Origin of the sequence: Thalassotalea loyana, assembly GCF_030161435.1 — a bacterium.
Taxonomy (GTDB): Bacteria; Pseudomonadota; Gammaproteobacteria; order Enterobacterales; family Alteromonadaceae; genus Thalassotalea_G; species Thalassotalea_G loyana.
In genome coordinates, this window is record NZ_BSSV01000001.1 from 535,168 (window position 1) to 555,456 (window position 20,289).

Annotated in this window: 15 protein-coding genes; 10 read left to right on the top strand and 5 right to left on the bottom strand. The window is 41.7% G+C overall.

Annotated features, from left to right (window positions below; translation table 11 throughout):
- The first annotated feature begins 46 nt into the window (after positions 1-46).
- From QQK05_RS02385 to QQK05_RS02395, 3 genes are all read left to right on the top strand, one after another.
- Positions 47-295, top strand: coding sequence for a VF530 family protein (locus QQK05_RS02385; protein WP_284295778.1), 249 nt, complete (start codon positions 47-49; stop codon positions 293-295).
- Between the two features lie 179 nt (positions 296-474).
- Entirely contained in the window at positions 475-3,579 is a 3,105-nt protein-coding gene (locus QQK05_RS02390; protein WP_284295779.1) for an efflux RND transporter permease subunit, read from the top strand.
- 14 nt (positions 3,580-3,593) lie between these two features.
- Positions 3,594-4,658 (top strand): efflux RND transporter periplasmic adaptor subunit, encoded by a 1,065-nt coding sequence (locus tag QQK05_RS02395; protein ID WP_284295780.1) that lies wholly within the window; start codon positions 3,594-3,596, stop codon positions 4,656-4,658.
- Positions 4,659-4,684: 26 nt separating this feature from the next.
- On the opposite strand, the gene QQK05_RS02400 is transcribed toward QQK05_RS02395, so the two are convergent.
- The 3 genes from QQK05_RS02400 to pgi all read right to left on the bottom strand — a co-directional run bounded on the left by QQK05_RS02400 (position 4,685) and on the right by pgi (position 8,264).
- Complete coding sequence (locus QQK05_RS02400; protein WP_284295781.1) at positions 4,685-5,092, bottom strand: hypothetical protein; 408 nt, start codon at positions 5,090-5,092, stop codon at positions 4,685-4,687.
- Complete coding sequence (locus QQK05_RS02405; RefSeq protein WP_284295782.1) at positions 5,085-6,506, bottom strand: sodium/proline symporter; 1,422 nt, start codon at positions 6,504-6,506, stop codon at positions 5,085-5,087. The genes QQK05_RS02400 and QQK05_RS02405 overlap by 8 nt, the downstream gene beginning before the upstream one ends.
- A 114-nt stretch (positions 6,507-6,620) precedes the next feature.
- Positions 6,621-8,264 (bottom strand): glucose-6-phosphate isomerase, encoded by a 1,644-nt coding sequence (pgi, locus tag QQK05_RS02410; protein WP_284295783.1) that lies wholly within the window; start codon positions 8,262-8,264, stop codon positions 6,621-6,623.
- Positions 8,265-8,385: 121 nt separating this feature from the next.
- On the opposite strand from pgi, the gene QQK05_RS02415 reads away from it, so the two are divergent.
- The 5 genes from QQK05_RS02415 (at position 8,386) to QQK05_RS02435 (ending at position 15,588) form a co-directional block, all read left to right on the top strand.
- The gene (locus QQK05_RS02415) at positions 8,386-8,997 is read left to right on the top strand and encodes a fumarylacetoacetate hydrolase family protein (protein ID WP_284295784.1); all 612 of its coding nucleotides are present in this window, start codon (positions 8,386-8,388) and stop codon (positions 8,995-8,997) included.
- A 209-nt stretch (positions 8,998-9,206) separates the two neighbouring features.
- Positions 9,207-11,099, top strand: coding sequence for a tetratricopeptide repeat-containing diguanylate cyclase (locus QQK05_RS02420; RefSeq protein ID WP_284295785.1), 1,893 nt, complete (start codon positions 9,207-9,209; stop codon positions 11,097-11,099).
- 43 nt (positions 11,100-11,142) lie between these two features.
- Positions 11,143-12,288 (top strand): hypothetical protein, encoded by a 1,146-nt coding sequence (locus tag QQK05_RS02425; RefSeq protein ID WP_284295786.1) that lies wholly within the window; start codon positions 11,143-11,145, stop codon positions 12,286-12,288.
- Positions 12,285-14,441, top strand: a complete 2,157-nt coding sequence (gene ovoA, locus QQK05_RS02430) for a 5-histidylcysteine sulfoxide synthase (protein ID WP_284295787.1) — start codon at positions 12,285-12,287, stop codon at positions 14,439-14,441. Before QQK05_RS02425 ends, ovoA begins: the two co-directional genes overlap by 4 nt.
- Complete coding sequence (locus QQK05_RS02435; protein ID WP_284295788.1) at positions 14,434-15,588, top strand: pyridoxal phosphate-dependent aminotransferase; 1,155 nt, start codon at positions 14,434-14,436, stop codon at positions 15,586-15,588. The genes ovoA and QQK05_RS02435 overlap by 8 nt, the downstream gene beginning before the upstream one ends.
- Here QQK05_RS02435 and QQK05_RS02440 read toward each other — a convergent pair.
- Positions 15,575-16,516, bottom strand: a complete 942-nt coding sequence (locus QQK05_RS02440) for a helix-turn-helix transcriptional regulator (RefSeq protein WP_284295789.1) — start codon at positions 16,514-16,516, stop codon at positions 15,575-15,577. The genes QQK05_RS02435 and QQK05_RS02440 overlap by 14 nt on opposite strands.
- A 147-nt stretch (positions 16,517-16,663) precedes the next feature.
- Between QQK05_RS02440 and QQK05_RS02445 the strand changes: the two genes are divergently transcribed.
- Both QQK05_RS02445 and QQK05_RS02450 read left to right on the top strand, forming a co-directional pair.
- Positions 16,664-17,608, top strand: a complete 945-nt coding sequence (locus QQK05_RS02445) for an alpha/beta hydrolase (protein ID WP_284295790.1) — start codon at positions 16,664-16,666, stop codon at positions 17,606-17,608.
- Between the two features lie 12 nt (positions 17,609-17,620).
- Positions 17,621-18,169: a nuclear transport factor 2 family protein gene (locus tag QQK05_RS02450; protein ID WP_284295791.1), complete on the top strand. Its 549-nt coding sequence runs from the start codon at positions 17,621-17,623 to the stop codon at positions 18,167-18,169.
- 55 nt (positions 18,170-18,224) lie between these two features.
- On the opposite strand, the gene QQK05_RS02455 is transcribed toward QQK05_RS02450, so the two are convergent.
- A complete protein-coding gene (locus QQK05_RS02455; RefSeq protein ID WP_407704844.1) occupies positions 18,225-20,258 on the bottom strand; it encodes a glycoside hydrolase family 97 protein in 2,034 nt (677 codons plus the stop codon).
- Between the last annotated feature and the right edge of the window lie 31 nt (positions 20,259-20,289).

Sequence of the window (20,289 nt, forward strand, 5' to 3'; positions counted from 1 at the left end):
CTAGATCTTTATATGGTGTTAGTAATCTGAATAGGTCAATTGAGTCATGAGTAAACAAGAACAACCTAATAACCCGCTACACGGCATCACATTAGTCATGATGTTGGAGAAACTTGTTGCAGAGATTGGTTGGGAGCGCATGGCTGAAACCGTTGATATACGCTGTTTTAAGTTTGATCCTAGCATCAAATCTAGTTTGAGTTTTCTGCGCAAAACGCCGTGGGCTAGAGCTGAGGTTGAACAACTCTACATCAATACCTACCATGGCTTTCAATGGCCAAAGATTGACGATTAAGTATTAATTGACGTATCAAATTGTGGCAAATTGTTAATGAATATTTCAATTTGCCCCTTTATCGCAGATTACTTGCGTTTTAACCCTTCTCATAAAGTGGATATTTCAAAGCCGTTTATAATCCATAGCCAATTGCTATAAAGGATTAACACCAACAATGGTTGGTAAACGAGGCGTCTATGAACTTAACCCGCAATGCATTGAAAAATCCAGCCGCCATTTTGGTTATCGTTGCTCTGATTGTTATTTTTGGTTTTTTAAGTGTTTATAAATTACCCATTCAACTGACGCCAGATATAGAGCAACCTCAAATTACCATTTCTGTTGGCTGGCGAAGCGCCGCACCTGAGGAAATGGAATCAGTCATCATCGAACCCATTGAAAATGTGGTGAAAAATACACAAGGCGTCAATAAAGTCACGACAACTATCTCCCCAGGCTTTGGCAATATCACACTAACTTTTGATGTCGGTGCCAATATGCAGGAAGCCATGCTAGATGTTATTAATAATCTGAATCAGGCGCCGCCGCTACCGTTAGATGCGATAGAACCAGTCGTATCACAAGGAGGTGGAAGAGGAGGGCCTAATACTGCCTCACTCATGATAAAGACATTACCTGACAATCCCGTTGAAGACATGGGTGTATATCAAAAGCTTATTGAAGACGTTGTTCAGCCGCGCTTTGCTCGAATACCTGGTATGGGACAAGTCAACCTCGCGTCGCATCGCCCGAGAGAGCTTCGCATTACGTTTGACCCTCTCAGAGCTGCGTCACTTGGTATTACCATTGGCCAACTAAGCAATACTATTTCGCGTGCAAATGATGTTTCTGGAGGAACGGCTGACGTGGGCAGACGTCAGTATACGGTTAGATTTTCGGGGCAATTTGGCGTCGACAACTTAACCGATATGATTGTTGGCTATTCTGGTAACCGTCCCATTTATCTTAAAGATATCGCAACAGTTGAAAATACGTTAGTTGATAGGTTTGGTTTCAACTTACGTAATGGTCAGCCTTCATACTACTTTACGTTGAAACGTCAAAATGATGCTAACACCGTAGCATTACTTGATGAGATTAATGTAGCGATTAAAGAGTTGAACGAAGGTCCATTAAAAGCGGCAGGATTAACAATCGACTTGAGCTTTGATTCCTCGGTTCATATTCGAAATGCGCTAAGTTTGGTACAGAATAACCTGGGTTTAGGTGTATTGTTGGCACTCGGTATCCTTTGGTTATTTTTAAGAGGCCTAAAAACAACGCTCATTATTGCTACCACGATTCCGATTTCATTAATGGTATCGTTTATCGCATTGAGTATTTTTGATCGTAGCCTTAATGTCATCTCGTTAGCTGGGTTGGCCTTCTCAGTTGGTTTGGTCTTAGATGCGGCGATTATTGTCCAAGAAAATATTGTTCGCCTTCGATCTCAAGGTATGGACAATCATAAAGCGGTTTTGCGAGGTGCACTCCAGGTTTCGGGAGCCTTATTCGCATCAACGGCAACGAGTGTTGCGATATTTCTCCCTATTTTATTTATGGCTGGTATCGAAGGTCAGCTCTTTTCCGATTTAGCATTAACGCTTTCAATTGCTGTTATCGCGTCACTGGTATCTGCTGTCACTGTGCTTCCAATTGCAAGTAAGTATTGGTTGAAGGAGGATACGGTAACAGACCCATATGCGCATTATTGGCAGCGATTAACTAAATTTGTCATGCGTTTAACTGATTCTGCCATTAAGCGTACTAGTTGGATTGTATTACTTGTGGGTGGTGCCATGGTTGTCACCATCACCATGTTACCAAAAACTGATTTTATGCCACGTGCACCAATCGATGGCTTCTTCTTTAGCCTAAATATACCGCCTGGCAGCAATGTTGACTTCATTGAGCACGAAATGGCCAATGTTGTTAAGGCGCGTTTGGCACCTTATTTAGCCGGTGAGCAGCAACCAAAAATAAAAAGCTACAACTTCTACTCTTTTGGTGCGGGAAGTACAGGTGGATTTATTTATGCTGATGATCCAACCCGTGTTGAAGAGCTAATGGATATTGTTCGCACACAAGTGCTCAATGATGTACCAGATACACAAATATTTTTGTTTAGAGGCTCGATGATCAATGTCTCTGGAGGCGGCAATGGACGCACGATAGACGTAGATATTAAAGGAGCTGATATTGAGCATCTTATGAAGGTTGCTGGCATTGGTCTTCAAGCAATCAATGAGAATATGCCTGCGACTACAGCCTTTCCGATGCCAGGATTAACCTTGTCAGAGCCTGAGTTACAGCTGTTACCCAATGATCGTCGAATCACGCAAGCAGGGTTAACACGACATGATGTTGCCAATGCTGTTCGTGCATACACCAGTGGCCTGTTTATTAACGAGTACTTTGACGGTAACGACCGCGTTAATGTTATTTTACGCGGTACTCAGTGGGAGTCACCGGATGAACTTGCGACCTTGCCAATTTACTCACCACTTGCTGGTATTCAAACGATTGGTGAGCTTACCGATATTGTCCGCACCGCAGGTCCAACTCAATTACGTCGTGTAGATGGCAAACGTACTGTGTCGATTCAAGTCTCCCCTCCGGCTAATATGTCGTTGGAAGAAGCTCTGGCAATACTCAATGAAAAAGTATTACCCAAAATGCAAGCTGAACTGTCGACGGACGCTTCAATATTGTTAAGCGGAAATGCAAACAAAATGGCAAATGCAATTAACGATATGATACTCAACTTTGCGCTTGCTCTGTGTATCTTGTTTTTACTGATGACAGCACTATTCAAGTCGGCTAAAGACAGCTTGTTGGTGTTATTAGTCATGCCTATGGCAGTTGCTGGCGGCGTATTAGCACTTAACATTCTAAACCTATTCGCATTCCAATCGCTCGACTTACTGACAATGATTGGTTTCATTATTTTACTTGGTTTGGTGGTCAATAATGCGATTTTATTGGTTGATCAAACAAGACAGTCTGAGCGTGCAGGTAAAACGAGAACGCAAGCAGTCGCCGATGCTGTAAGTATTCGTGCGCGTCCTGTATACATGAGCACACTCACAAGCTTATTTGGTATGTTGCCTTTGATGTTAATGCCAGGCGTTGGTAGTGAAATATATCGTGGTTTAGCCGCTGTGATTGTAGGTGGCATGCTGGTAAGTGCTGTATTTACGCTTGTTTTATTTCCAAGCCTGCTCCGCTTAGGAGAGAGCAGAACGACAAAGGTTAATAATATTACGCCGTTGCCAACCACTCAGATTAAACAAGTAAGTTAATAAAGGATTTGATGATGAAAACTATGTCTCAATATATAACACATACCCTTGGCTTAAGCGTACTTGCTTGTCTATTTACGACCTCTCAGGTATCAGCCAATAGCGCACCAGCAAAACCCGTTAAAGTCGATCAGGTTACTGAAATGATTTTACCTGCGACTTCTGATTTTATGGGGACCGTTGAATCTCGTACGCACATACCAATTACTGCTGGCGTTAACGGGCGTATTGAAAAAATTGCTCAGCCAGGTGACTTTGTTCAACAAGGCGACGTCTTAATCCAGATGGATACATTACCGCTAAAACTGAGACTTGCTGAACAGAAAGCGCAAATTAAACGTGCCGAAATAAACATGCGCTACCTAAAAAATGAAGTCGAACGATTAGAGCAGTTAAAGAAAACAAATGCGACGTCACAGTTCCAACTTGACCAGCAGCGTTCACAATATGAACTTGCTATCTCTGATCATGAAATAGCTGAGTTGCAGCTTAAACAAGTCGAAGATCAGCTTGAACGTGCTGTCGTAAAAGCACCATTTGAAGGTGTTGTAACGGAACGATTGATGCGCGCGGGCAGTGACGTTAACCGAAGTGATACCTTGCTACGTTTTCTAGATACAACCAATTTAGAAGCTCATGTTTATGTACCGGTTAAGTATCTTGGCTTTTTACGTCGAGGAAATGAGTTAACCTTAAGTGCGGATGAGCAAACGATTCAAGCAAAAATCCATGCTATTATTCCGAGCGCTGATTCGAGATCACAAACGGTAGAAGTAAGAATACTTATTCCGGAAACGTTAAATCATGTTTGGGCCGCGGGGCAACTGGTTAAAGTAAGGATTCCAGTTCAAGAGAGCAAGCCGAGCTTAACCGTCCATCGAGATGCACTCATTTTGCGGAAAAATGGCGTCTATGTGGTGAAAGTTGGCAACGATAGCACGGTAAAACGTTTGGAAGTGAATGTTGGCGCAGGCACCGATGAACGCGTCAGTATTGAGGGGAACATCCAAGCTGGTGATAGCATTGCGATTCGAGGCGCAGAAAGACTACAGGATGGTGAGTCAGTCGTTGTGCAGTAATACTGACGAATTGCAGAACGTTTAATTTACAATCTAATTTCTTTAATATTGAGCGCTTTAGCACGAGCATTAGTAACCTCTACTAATCGCTCGCGCAATACGTTTTCAACAGCTATTTGTTCTTTCAGAATACGTACATCTTCAGGTAAAGCAACAAGTAGCAGGCAATTTAGTCCATTATTCTGTGTAATATATGCGCTGTCTGGTACTTCGTGTTGCCACGCTAAGCCATCATTACATTGCAACTGCAATTCTTCGAGTGTTACAAAACGATAGCGAAATCTGGGGCTTTTGCTCTCATCACCAAACCAGCCAATTCCCATTGCCTGAAAATTTAGCCACGCCTCTGTCGTGTTAATGGCTGGGGCCATGAGTTCTGATTGTGCAATTATCGTTTCGCTAGCGCCCAACTGGAGGGGAAATAAATTAGCCATTCATTTGAGTCTTTTGTTGTGGTACACGACCTAGCCAAGCTATTGCTAAAGCAAGGAAAAATGGTAAGAGTCGTTCTATGTAGTCGCCTGGTGCCGAAGGTAAAAAGCTTAAACCTATCGTTAAAAAGAAACCAGTGGCAATTGCCATTAGTGCGTATTCGCCTTTGATAGACTGGCTGCAAACTCTAACAACCACCAATGGACCAAAAGCTGCACCTAAGGCGTTCCAAGCAAAAAGCACACGTGTGAAAATATCTTCAGGTGCATATAATGCGATTAATGTCGAAACTATGCACATCAATACCACGGTCAATCGCGAATAAAAAAGCCCTTTGGCGTGGTTCTTTAAGTTTGCTACGTCATACGACAATGCCGATGCACTCACCAATAGTTGGCTATCAGCGGTTGACATAATGGCTGATAACACGGCAGCAATAATAATACCTGCTATTACGGGTGGGAATAGGTGTGACGTTAAAGCAAAAAACGCTTGTTCTTGGTCAGCTACTGGATCCATTAACACTTTTGCTGACCAACCAACGATTACCATGCCACCATAAACAACCGTCGCCCAAGTAATCGCGATGATTCGTCCTTGTTTAATCGCATCCTGAGATTTGATTGCCATTAGACGATTAACAACATGAGGTTGCCCGCAATTACCTAGTCCGATCCCCATAAGACCGAGTACAAAGCCTAGGGCTATCATGCCAGAATGAGCACCAAAGGTATTAAGCTGATCACCGGAGAAAGCTGTATGGATTTTGGCCCAAAGTTCCAATGGGCCTCCAAGTGTAATAAGCGCGACAACTGGAAGAATAATGCTGGTGGCGGCCATTAGCAAACCTTGAAGTGTATCGGTAATACTCACGGCCCAGAACCCGCCTAATAGGGTGTATATCAAGATAATCGTTGTACCCAATACAACGCTTGTTGTCATCGACATGTCAAAAGTAGAAGCGAATGTTTTACCCGCAGCTTGAAACTGAGCGGCAATATAGAAACTAAACGCGAATATGATGGCAAAAGAGCACAGTAAGGTAATCGCGCGTTTGTATTTGCCAGTATCCTGAGCCAGTAGCTCGGTTAAGGTGACAGACTTCTTCTCTTGGGTCAGTCGTTGTAAACGAGGTGCTAGCCAAAACCAGTTAAAGACATAACCCAGAATAATACCTGGAGGTATCCACGCAGCTGATATACCCATCACATAGGCTGCTCCACTCATACCTAGCAATGACCAAGCTGATGATGCACTTGCCGCTGAGCTGACCGCCGCAACCCACGGGCCAAGTGTGTGGCTACCAATGAAATAATCTTGGGTAGAATGATTGCGTTTGTTACTCCATAGACCGATGCCGATCAAGATGATTTTATAAGTAACAAGGGTTGCTAATACCGCGTGGTGATATTCCATGGTTGCTCGTTATTATTGTTATTTAAAATCAGTCTACTAAGTTTTTAACAGGTGGAAAAGGAAAATAAAAAAGCCACATAAAGTGGCTTTTTTGATGGCAGGAGCGAGTGCTCGTTATTTTTTCATCGCGTGATAGTGCGTTAGCAGGCCTTTCGTTGAACTGTCATGAGCACTATTCACATCGCCTGAGTTAAGCTCTTGTTGAATCTTATTAGCAAGCGTTTTACCTAATTCGACACCCCATTGATCAAATGAGCAAATTTGTAACACGATGCCTTGAACAAAAATCTTGTGTTCATAAAGTGCAATTAAGTTACCAATGGATCTAGGAGAAATTCGTTTCATCAAGAAAGTATTCGTCGGTCTATTACCCAAATGAACTTTGTGTGGTGCAACCTTATCAATGTAATCGTCACTTCTACCGCGCATTTTTAAATCTGCTCTAACTTCTTGCTCAGTCACACCTTGCATTAAAGCCTGGGTTTGAGCAAAAAAGTTTGCCATAAGTGTTTCATGGTGACCTTCAACAGGCGTTACACTCTCAACTGAGCCAATAAAATCAGCAGGAACTACGTTGTTACTTTGGTGCAAATATTGATAGAACGCGTGCTGTCCATTGATCCCTAATTCACCCCAAATAGACGGGACGGTCGGGTAATCTACTTTATCACCTTGCCAATTGACCGATTTACCATTACTTTCCATTTCAGCCTGCTGTAAGTACGCGCTGAGCATGTGTAATGATTGATCATAAGGCAGTATCGCTTGAGATTGAGCACCTAAAAATGTTGTGTTCCAGAGGCTAAGAAGTGCCATTAGCGCTGGAATATTATTTTCAAGCTCAGTTGTTAAAAAGTGTTGGTCAATTTCCTGTGCACCATCGAGTAACTCCTTAAATTGATCAAAACCAATATCTAAGGCAATAGGTAACCCAATTGCTGACCATAGAGAGAATCGGCCACCGACCCAGTCCCACATATTAAAAATGTTCTCTTGCGCGATACCAAATTTGATGGCATTGGCTTTGTTAGCACTGACTGCTACGAAGTGTTTAGCGATAATGCTGTCATCCTTCGCTGCGTCGGTTAACCAATGCATTGCCGTATTCGCATTGGTCATCGTTTCAGTGGTCGTAAACGTTTTACTTGAAACAATAAAAAGCACAGTTTCTGGATTTAATGGTTTTAGCACGTTTGCGATTTGTGTGCCGTCAACATTGGAGACATAATGCATCGTCAGTTGACCATCACTATATTGATGCAAAGCTTCTGTCACCATTTGAGGGCCTAAGTTTGAGCCTCCAACACCTATACTAACAATATCGGTGATTGCTTTACCTGAATAACCTTGCCACTGACCTGAACGTACACGATCGCAAAACGCTGACATTTGCTGTTGTGTTGATGCAATTTGTTGGTTGATATCAACACCATCAAGAATTTTTGGGGTATCTAATTTGTCACGTAATGCTACGTGTAAAACCGCTCTGTCTTCGGTTGTGTTGATATGCTCCCCAGCGAACATTTTCTCACGCCACTGTTCAACTTCACAATCTTTCGCTAGCTGAATCAGAAGCTCTAATGTTTTTGAATCAATTAAATTTTTTGAGTAATCGAACAATATTTTAGGTAAAGTAACACTAAATTTTTCAAAGCGTTTGGGGTCTTGAGCAAACAGGTCCTTCATGTGCTTTGTTTTCATATCGGTAGCATGTTGCTCTAATGCTTGCCATACAGGTAATGATTGTCGTGCTTCCATAATTTATCTAATTGACCGAAATTGTGTTTTTAATATTGCCATCGTTTGGTTTTATTATTATGACAGATTATTAACACGATAATATGAATAAAAGTTTTCAACATCAGTTTTAAGGGATGAAATGCATAGTGTAACGTTCGAGCAGCAGTTAATTAACCCAAGCAAAATTATTTGTATTGGTAGGAACTATTTAGCGCATATTCGCGAACTTGGTAACGCCGTACCTGATGAATTAGTTGTATTCTTAAAGCCAAATAGTGCGATAACACAGACCCTGCATGCGGAACATATGGGCGAAGCTCTTCACTATGAAGCTGAACTTGCCTATTTATATCAACAAGGAAAATTTGTTGCTGTGGCGGCAAGTTTAGACTTAACAAAGCGTGCACTTCAAACCAAGCTCAAAGATAAAGGTTTACCTTGGGAGAAAGCGAAAGCGTTTGATCAATCAGCATTGTTTAGTGAGTTTGTTGCTATTAGTGATAATGATGAACCATTGTCGATTGTATTGACCATTGATGATTGCATCAGGCAGAAAGAAAGTAACACCTTGATGATTCACAAGCCTAGCCAAATTCTTCAAGAAGTTGAATCATGGTTAACCCTTGAAGATGGTGATATTGTGATGACTGGCACACCGAAAGGTGTCGGGCAAGTGAATGAAAATAGTCTATTTGTCGGTCAAGTAATGCGAGGAGATGATTGTCTCGTTGAAGCTAGATGGCAAAGCTAAGTAAAATTAATTGGTGATTCAATAACCACATAATTGCGTTATCGTGACCGTAAGAGTAATCTTAAAGTACTAGGCATTGAAACCTTGCCCAATTTACATGAATGTAGTGAAGGCATAATGTTATCTAAATAACGGGTGGTTTTTATCGTTAAATCATTCTTGTTTCAAGTCGAAAGGTTGTAGTCATTGTTGTAAACCATGGAAGTGTGATGAAAACTATTGTTCAATATATATCTACGCGGCTGGCAATGTTGGTATTGCTTTGGCTGCCGAGTTTATTGGCTATTGCTAGTACGCTTCCTATCGAGTTGCTCAAAGATGAACAAAAATCTCGGTTTACCAATCCTCAATATTATTATCAACAAATCATGTCCTACCAAGACAATGCGTCATTAGCCGAACGTGATACGTATTATTTGTGGTTGTTGAGAAAAGCTCAAACCGAAAATCTGATATGGCTTCCACAGGAATTTAAATTAACCGTTGAATTAGCGCTTGATGTAATGGAACCTGGTGCTCCTCCTGAAATTATCAGTCATTTTCAATACTTTCGTGGAAAATTAGCACAGCAAGAGAGTCGTTATAGTGACGCAGTCCAAGCGTTAGAATTAGCGATGACGATTGCAGAGCAAGAGCAATTGAACGAAATTTATGTGATTGCAAAGCAAGAGCTTGCTTATACCCGAAGCTTAACTGAATTATTTGATACCTCTTTGGTCGGTTTACAAGAGGCTTATGTCGAAGCGTTTGCCCTAGATGACCTGTTTCTGATTGCCATTATCAACGAGACCTATGGAGCAATTTACGGCTACATGGACGAGTATGAACGGTCGATTGAATATTATGAAAAGGCGTTAGAAACGTACGAAAGGCTTGGTTACGTTGCCCATATTTCTGAGGCGGTATTTGGTATCGCAACGACCTATCGGTATTGGAAAAAATATGACTTAGCAATTGAGCACTTTAAAATTTACCAAGATAGCATTTCCTTTAGTTCCAACCCTGAAATCAACTTTTACGCGAGCTATGGTTTAGGGATGACATTGGCGGAAAAGGGGGATTGTGTCGATGCGATTGCAGCCATAGACGAAGCTTTGAACCAGGGCGGTTTCATTGACTACATTGCTGAGCTTCACAAGCGTCAAGCGGTTTGTTTTATTAAACTTGAACAACTCGATAAGGCGAAACGGGCAATTGATGATGCGAATAAGATTTTTGCAGGTATTCCAGAGTTACAAGGGACTACATGGCAGCTGGAAGTCGAAAAATTATATGGGTTACTAGCGTATGCACAAGGAAACCCTGATTTAGCTTATAAATTAATTAGCCAGTATTACGAGAAATACGTCGATTTACTCTACAAAAATTCCAGTGCTAGATTGATGCGTGTCAGAACGTCGATGGAAGTTGAGCGTCATAATATCGAAATCTCACTCCTACAGCAGCGATCGCGAGTCAAATTGCTAGAGATCGAAAAGAAACATCAAGAAAACGTACAAAAAACCTACCTGATTTTTAGTTTGTTAGCAATTATCGGCATGATAGTCATCCTTATGTACTTGCAACAACGTACTAACAAAAAAATATTCGAGCTATCTATTAAAGATGCGCTCAGCGGTTTATACAATCGTCGCTACATCTTTAAGCACATGGAAAAGCTAGTACATAAATACGATGGTAGAGCAGGGTTCGCCGCTATCTTGATTGATGTTGATGATTTTAAGTGCATTAACGACTTATATGGTCATCCATTTGGCGACAAAGTGATCAAAGCAATCGCCGATGCGGGACAAAAAGTTTTGCGGGTTGGCGATGAAATGGCGCGTATAGGAGGTGAAGAGTTCTTATGTATTTGCGCCCGTATCGATCATCATCAAGCGATGGAAATTGCTGAGCGTTTGAGAGAGTCAGTGCAATCAATGCCTTTATATCGTGATAATGGCCAACCGGTTCAAGTCACCGTGAGTATCGGGGTGGCGATGTCGAGTGAGCGAATGACGGATAGTCAATCATTGTATGTGTGTGCAGATAAAGCGCTTTATCGTGCGAAAGATAGTGGAAAGAATCAAGTCGTTGCGTATGCTGATATCGTGAACGAATAATAAGTAAAAACACTATTTAACAAAACTTGGAGCTAGCTCAAACTTGTTAACTTCACAAAAACGCCTATCAATACAGCTGATTAAGTTGCTCCAACGTACCCTGATCGATTTAGGGTATCACCCCAAAGTTCATTTTGAGTTGGAGGGGTGTTACCAGCAATCGGCTGGACATCAAAAAATATCTTTTAGTCTCCTTAATCAATGGCTTGAACAACATGGCATTGAAGGAAAATTGATCCCCGAATATTGGCGTAATCAATGGGAATTTGTCTCAGAGTTTGCTGGACAAACACCTGAAAAAGAAGCCAAAAACTTGGACTTTGTGTTACACCATTTGCAAGTTGCGTTTAGTAAATTCAATTTTGGCAAGGTAACAATAAAACCTGTTATTTGGTCTGGTGACCGAGGGAAAATGGCAGAGGGTTCAAGTCAAATAATGTCTCGTGATACACGCTCTGTTCACATTCCTAATGCTATTCAAATGAATGTCTCAGTGCTAAATCGCCAAGGTGAAAACCTTATGGTGAAAGATGATTTTGGTGAACGATTACAGCAGAAGTTTTTGCAAAAAAGCTTAGGGTGCTGCTTATTATATTTGCCAGAAGAAGAAGCATTCGAAAGGTTCGCATTGAAAACCCAGTATGGGCTGTATGACGAGCTGTGCTCACCATATGATATATCAGGCGGCCATCAAGGCAGTATCGCCTTTTACAAAGACAAGGGTAAACACAATCAGGCGATGGGGCTTGAACCATTGCTATATGGTGTTGATGATCAAGTTTTACTGAGTAAACAAGATTGGCATGCTACTGCAAGAATTGAGCATAGATTAGGGGCTGCGAGTATGGCTTATGATCCTTATGTTAACGTGATTTTTGCGTTGTTAACGATTATTGAAACGATTGAAGAAGCTCGATTGCATCAAGCCGTTGTAGTTCAAGATAAACAACAAGCCCTGCCTACGTCTTTATATGATCAAAAAGATGCAACATCAATCGCGTATGGTGCGATTACTTTATTTGAGAAAGATGATTGGTTTTCACAGAAAATTGATCAGTTAATAGAGTTATCGCGTAATGAGCAAGCACAACTGACTGATATTCCTAACAACGCAGGAACTACATTAAAACACATGATTTTGGCTCGTTATCAAACTCAGCCTGTCATAATAAGTAGAAAAAGCCTATGAGCACGACAAATATAACTAAACATCAAATGACGACCGTTTTGTTAGATGGCGAAAGTGTCGAAGCAAAGCGCGACGAACTCAAACGTTATTTCCAAAATACATGGCAGACATACGAAGCACTATTTAGTCTTATCAATAACGACGATGCTTTCTTTCTTCGCCCCGAGCCATTGAGGCATCCCCTAATTTTTTATTATGGTCATACCGCAACATTTTTCATTAACAAACTTATGCTTGGCAAATATATCAACCAACGCGTAAATGAAAAACTCGAAGCTATTTGCGCGGTTGGTGTTGATGAGATGAGTTGGGATGATTTGGACTCGACCCATTACGACTGGCCAAGTGTTGACGAAGTTAGGATATATAGAAATCAGGTATTTGAACTTATCAATCGATTGATTGATGAGATGCCATTGAGCTTACCGATTCGCCAAGATTCATTGGCATGGGTAGTCATGATGGGGTGTGAGCATGAGCGCATTCACTTAGAAACGTCGTCGGTCATTATGCGTATGCTAGATACCGAGCACTTAACTGCAAATAACGATTGGCAGGCTTGCTCTACAACGGGTAGTGCTCCACAGAACCGCCTATTGCCGGTTGCTGGTCACACTGTGTCGCTCGGCAAGCCAGCATATGCAAATACCTACGGATGGGACAACGAATATGGTCAAGCACAGGTTGAAGTACCAGACTTCAACGCGTCCGAATACCTGGTTTCAAATGCCGAATTTATGACGTTTATTGATGAAGGTGGTTACCAATCACCACAATACTGGACACCTGAAGGGCAAGCTTGGTTGGATTACAAACAACCTAAGATGCCTCGGTTTTGGTTCAAACAAAATGGTCAATATTTTCAGCGTAATTTATTGACGAGCATGCCACTACCACTCGATTGGCCAGTAGAAATTAATTACCTTGAAGCAAAAGCGTTTTGTAATTGGCTTTCAGAAAAAAAAGGGAAGAATATTCGTCTACCCAGCGAAGCCGAATGGTATTGTTTGAGAGACTTGGTGCAAGGTGATATTACCGATTGGCCAGAAGCCAAGGGCAATATTAACCTCGAGTATTTTGCGTCGTCGTGTCCAGTGAATCGCAATGAACATAAACAATTTTTTGATGTCATTGGTAACGTTTGGCAATGGACAGAGTCAGCGATTGATGGCTTCAATGGCTTTGAAGTTCACCCATTATATGATGATTTTTCAACACCAACGTTTGATGGTAAACATAATTTAATCAAAGGTGGTTCGTGGATTTCAACGGGCAATGAGGCGATTAAATACTCTCGTTATGCATTTCGACGTCACTTTATGCAGCACGCAGGTTTTCGTTATGTTGAAAGCCATCATGATGAGATTCCTGATATTGAAGTCAATCAATATGAAACGAACAGGGAAATTTGCCAACAATTAGCTTGTTATTACGCAAAGGGGGGTGATCATCAATTCGCGATGCCAAATTACGCCGAACAGTTAGCACAAAAAGTTAATGACATTACAGAGCGTAATCAAATCAGCCGTAATCGACTACTAGAGTTGGGTTGCAGTGTTGGTAAAACGAGCTTTTTGTTATCGGCGATTTTCGATCAGGTCGATGGTGTCGACTTTTCTGCAAGATTCATTCAGCACGCAGTGAAGCTTCAGCAAGGTGATGCAGTTCGGTACTCGATTGAAAACGAGGGTGAAATTGTCGACTTCAATGAGGTTACACTCGCTCAAATTGAACAGTTTAATGGTAAGTCGATTCAACCATCGAATGTTTTATTTAGTCAGGGTGATGCAGGTAACTTAAAACCGATTTTCAACGATTATGATGTGATTGTCGCGCAGCAGTTACTTGAGCAATGTTATGATGCACGGAGCTTCCTGGATGAAGTTGCAGAACGACTCAACAGGCAAGGTTTATTTATCTTGCTTACTGATTACAGTATAAACCCAGATAAAGTGCCAGCAGAAAAACGTATTGGTGGTAGTAAAGTTAATGGTGAGAATGTCACAGGGTTCGATGCGGTTAGCCAAATCTTATCGGACAAATTTGAACTCATAGAACAAGATCAAATGACTAAAGTGATTCCTCACAATTACCGTCAGGCTACCTTGAGTTTGATGCATATTTCGGTTTGGCAAAAGCGACTATATGCATAATATGACGCAGCTCGCGACGATAGAGTTACCGCCCCATATCGCGTTCAGTCGCTCGATTGAAGGCGATATTGCGGTTAACTTGAGTCATTCTGGTGGGCAAAGTATGTCGGTCAATAGCTTACTTGCCTACTGCGACGGTCAACGCCAATCAATGGCTGAAATAGATCTGAGCTATGCCAGTATTTCGGGGAGCAAGTCTTTACGCCAAGCGATCAGTAATTTTCATCACCAGGTATTTGATCAAACATGGATAAAACCTAAGCATGTGACAACGTTTGCAGGTGCTCAAGAAGCATTAAGTTGTCTCTATCAGCTGTTGATAGAGCCAGCGGATGAAGTCATTGTAATGACTCCCAGTTATCCTTCATTACAATCTATGGTTGGTGATTTAGATGGTAAGCTGATACCAATACCACTTGAGTTTAAAGAGCAATGGAAAGTTGATTGGCACGCATTTGAGCGTGCATTTAGCGAAAAAACAAGCCTTGTGGTGATTAATAGCCCTCACAACCCGACAGGAATGGCGTTAACCGAAGAAGAATTGGCGCATGTTGTCTCACTGTGTAAACAGCACGATTGTTACCTGCTCATTGATGATGTTTCACATGCTAGTCAATATCAAAAGCGCATGGCATCTCGTCATATTCGTTATGACAAAACAGTGTTTATTAATGTCATGTCGAAAAGCTTAGGTTTAGCGGGTATTCGCATAGGATGGGCAATTACCGACGATAAGAAACTACGTAATGGACTCTTAGCATGTAAAGCCAAAGCTTCAATATGTACAAGTGTTATCGATGAGTATCTAGCTGAATTGGCACTCGATAATTGTCAGCGGATTTTGGCCCGCAATAACGCGATTATTGAGACTAATATTCAAAAGTTTAATCAGTTCCTTACCCAACACCCTGATATTTCATGGCATCAACCTACGTCTGGCATTTTGTCGACGATTAAGTTTTCCAAACGCATATTGGGCAACCAATCGATGGAGTCATGGGCGAAAGATTGCGCAGAGAAGACGGGGGTACTGTTGTTACCAACAAGCTTATTTGGTTTAACTGGTCCCTACTGTCGTCTAGGTTTGGGACAAAAGAACTTCGAAGAAGGGCTCAATCGACTCGCGCTCTATCTTAAAGGTCTTTGATAAATTGTCCCGGCGTTTTTCCGTATTGTGCTTTAAATGCCTTTGTAAAATGGCTTTGATCGTTAAAGCCTAACTCATGGCTAATACTCGCGATATTCGTATTGTTTTGCTTAAACCAGGTTTTTGCTTGCTCTAGTTTTTGAGCAAGTAGATATTGGTATGGGGTTACGCCTGTAAATTTTTTAAACTCACGTAAAAAGTAATATTTGCTGCAACCAATTATATTCGCTAAATCATCTACTGTGATGGGCTCGCCAATGTGCTCGACAATGAATTTGTCTACTTTATCTATTTGGTATTGGTCAAACTTTGAATCTGAAGAAGGTTGCAATAAATCATGATAGTTAGAGTAGTGTTTAATGTAATGTGTCGTCAGCAATGAGAGCAGGTTGTCTAAATAGGCCTTACCATTGCTACCTTTGGCTTTAGCCTCTAACAAAAACAACTCCAATATCCCTTTTATAGTTTCATCCATCACATTGTAGTTGTTAAGAAAACTCAATGACTTCTGTGGTAGTTTTAATGGACAAGCGTCTAAAAATCGTTGTTCTTCAATCGCCAAAATAATGAAATAACAAGGTTCATTGATATCATGGGTGAAAGGCGTTTTTGGTGGGTTAATCCAAATATTGCCGGGCGTTGTTTTAAGTGCTGTTAAACTACCTTTGTCTTCAACTTGCCAATGTAATTCTTCATCTAATGCTAAGGCAAAGTAAAAGTAGGGCGTATAAACATTCGTCGGATGAAAATGAGGTGAACTGCCTTTTTCAATGATAATGCCCGACCAATTGAGTGCCTGACTTGAAAACTCTATATTGAGCACATCACCACAGTTTGACGCTAGGTCTGATTCATACTGATAAAATCTTAATGTTGATTGCATTTGAGGTATCACCATGTGTTCATTTTGCCATTCTGGTAACACCATATTGACGATCCTGCCATATTTCAATAGTTCTTCATCTTTCTGAGCAATAACTTACCAAAGTCTAAGCACTAATCTTCAATTCTTCGTGTTCTCTCATTGCTAAAGTTGCTGCACGTCAACTAGCGGAGAGTAGATATGGGAAACACTTTGAAAAAATTAATCGCATTAATGGCATGCATGGCTATCGGGGCTAGTGCAGCAGAATCCAACAATAAAGAGGCAACAATGATGAAATCCATTCAATTAGATACTCAGATCGGAAAGATCGCTGCAAACATATATTTACCTGAAGGTATTGAGAAGCCACCTGTTGTTGTTGTCACAGGTGCTTGGACAACAGTCAAAGAACAAATGCCCGCAACGTATGCAGAAGCACTGGCTAAACAAGGCTATGCAGCGGTGACTTTTGATTTTAGAGGATGGGGCCAATCAGCCGATAATCAGGTGTTTTTGGAGGACCCGGTAAGAAAAACACAAGATATCGTTCATGTAGTTAACGCGGTAGCTCAATTACCTATGGTTAATGGTCAGCGTATCGCAGGCTTAGGTATTTGTGCTTCTTCTGGCTATATGCTTGATGCAGCTGTTGAAAACAATAAATTGAGCTCTGTTGCTGTCGTCGCTCCTTGGTTGCATGATCAAGCCCTGGCAACCTCTGTATACGGTGGTGAAGCGTCGGTAGAGCAATTAATGAGAATGGCGAGCGATGCGAAAAAAAGTCAAACTCCAGTATTGATTGAAGCGGCGAGTATGACGAATCAAGGCTCACTTATGTACCAAGCGCCATATTACACAGAAACAGACCGTGGACTGATCCCTGAGTACGATAACCAGTTTAATGTCGCGTCATGGACACCATGGTTAACATATAACGCGCAGCAAAGTGCGAACGTTATTGAAGCGCCGGTGCTTATGGTGGCTTCTGAAGCCATGGCATTACCAGCTGGAACACACCAATACCTTGATAAAGCGGGTCACAATGTCAAAGCGACCTGGTTAGATGGCATATCACAGTTTGATTTCTATGATAAACCAGATGCAGTAAACCAAGCCGTTGAATTGATATCAGTTCATTTTGCTAACACGTTATAGAGAGGGTGAGCAATGAAACTCCATTACGTCATTTTGATTCTTGTTGGCATTATAAGTTCGTCTGTCGGGGCTACAAATATTTCACAAGATGAAGCAAAAATAAAAAGCACAGTAAATAGTTTTGCAACGATGGCGGACCAAAATGCTTTTGAGTATTTGGGTCGCCTGTTAACTAATGAACTGACACTTGATTATACCTCCTTGTTTGGTGGCCAAGCTCAAAAAACGTCTAACATAGCCTTAATGCAACAATGGGCGGGCTTCTTACCTGGTTTTGATACGACATTTCATGAGCTAAAAGACATGCGCGTCGCTATCACAGGTAAACAAGCACAAGTCAATGTCAGTTTTACTGCAAGTCACTGGGTGAATGAGGATTTCTGGCAGGTTTCAGGGCGATATGTGTTTGCGCTTGAAAAACAAAATGAACATTGGTTAATCAATAGCGTTACGGCAATTAAAGAAGATGAATCAGGTTCTAGGGACGTGTTGAGTAAAGTAGGGCAGCTTGCCGAACAAAAATTGTTAGAGCGTAGTCGATTACGCGTGGCTTATCACTAAGAGAAAAGGGGAACTAGCTATCGGGAGGGAGTTTGGGCCGATAGCTAGTTTAGCACTAGAGTGCTTTAAAACGTATTGCAACACCACCACTGGTGGCGAGTTTAATTGTTAAGCTGTCATTTGCATCAACGTCTTTGTTTTCAATAACCATTTCATAAGGGTTATCTTTCCATTCAGCCTTTTCGCCATCACGATAAATTTGTGCCTGATATTTTTTACCTGGTGTTAAAAAGTCGAGTTTAAATGTCATCTCTCTCGCATGTTCATCGGTCACTGCTCCTAAGAACCAGTCATTACCATCACGTTCTTGACGAGCAAATGCTACGTATTCACCAATTTCCCCAGCGATTGCAACCGACTTTTCCCAGTCCGTAGGTACGTCTCGGATAAACTGGAATGCTGGTAAATTAGCTTCATAATTTCGTGGCAGATCTGATGCCATTTGGATTGGACTGTAAATGACAACAAATAAAGCCAGCTGCTTGGCTAGCGTTGTTCGTGGGCGGTTTGTCTCATCACCTAAGCCATTAAACGCCATATCAAAGGTACCAGCGGTAAAGTCCATTGGTCCCGATAACATGCGGGTAAATGGCAAAATAGTGGTGTGCTCAGGTGGGTTTGGTGGCGACCCCCAAGCATTGTATTCTTGACCTCGTGCGCCTTCTCTTGAAATCCAGTTAGGGTAGGTTCTGCGTAACCCTGTATCCTTGATTGGCTCATGAGTGTTGATGCTTATGCGGTATTTGGCTGCTTGCATAATGTTGTGCAAGTACTCATTAACCATAAATTGACCGTCATGCCATTCTTTGCGAACGATGCCATTGTCATCAACGCGTTTAATGTTACCGCCATCGGCAACATATCCTGTTTTGACTTGTGCGACATCGTGTTTTTGATACAGCGTAAAGGCATCGGCTAACTGGTCCCTGTAATTTGATACATTGCCAGAGGTTTCATGGTGTCCAATTAATCGAACTCCCACTTTTTTACCGTGTGCACTGACAGCATCAATGTCAAAATCTGGGTATGGTTTGTCGAATTTGAAAATGTCACCGTTGTTAAACCAGTCGCCATCCCAACCTTCGTTCCAACCTTCAACGAGAACACCGTCAAATCCATATTTTGCTGCGAAGTCCATGTAACGAATCGTCTCTGCGGTAGTTGCGCCATGCTTGTCACCGCTACCCCATGTATTTTCGTTTATGTGCATTCCCCACCAAATACCAACATATTTGCCAGGCTCTACCCAAGACACGTCACCTAGTTTATTTGGCTCATTAAGGTTGAGTATTAGGTCGGAGTTTAATAGTCCGGTAGCTTGTTGACTGATTTGAATGGTACGCCATGGTGTTGAGAAACTGCCGCGTTTTTTAACCAGTGTGCCGTCAGACCATGGCGTTAGGTCGGCTTTCAGCGTACCCGGGCGACGCTGGTTTAATGTCATTCCAGCATAATCAACTAAGGCTGCTTCGTGAATTGATACGTGAGTCCCGTTTGTCAGTTTGAATGTTAACGGTGTATGGCTAAGTGATGCATCACGTAATTTTGTCGTATTGTAAATGTATTCGTAACGGTTCCAGCCTCGTGCTGGTATCCACCATGCCGTCGCATTTTCGCCATCATTGATTGCAAATTCAGTGGCCTCATCGGTGATATTTATATCGCCCGTTAAACCTTTTTGCTTTGTGATTTCGTAGCGAAAACCTAAGCCATCATCAAATACGCGAAACTTAACATCAAAGGTGTTCGCCTTTTTGCGGTCCGTGCTAAAAGTTACAATTAATTCATTGTGACTATCTACAATCTCTTTACGCTCACCCCATGGTTGCGTCCATGTGTCATTACTACTTGATGTTTTGACGTTTTCAATGGTGAAGCCTTCACCGAAACTTGGCGCTTTTTGAAACGACATACCAAGACGTGATGGCTCTATCACGGCTTTATCTTGATACATTACGCTATAGCGAGGCCCATTATCATCATTAACGGTGACGACAATATCTCCATTGGGTGAGGTCACTTCAACAGTTTTTGCCATCAGCCAAGGGCTAAGCAAAATACTTGTCGCTAAGGTTACTATTTTTTTCATATTAAACTCGTTGTAATAAGTAATAACTCAA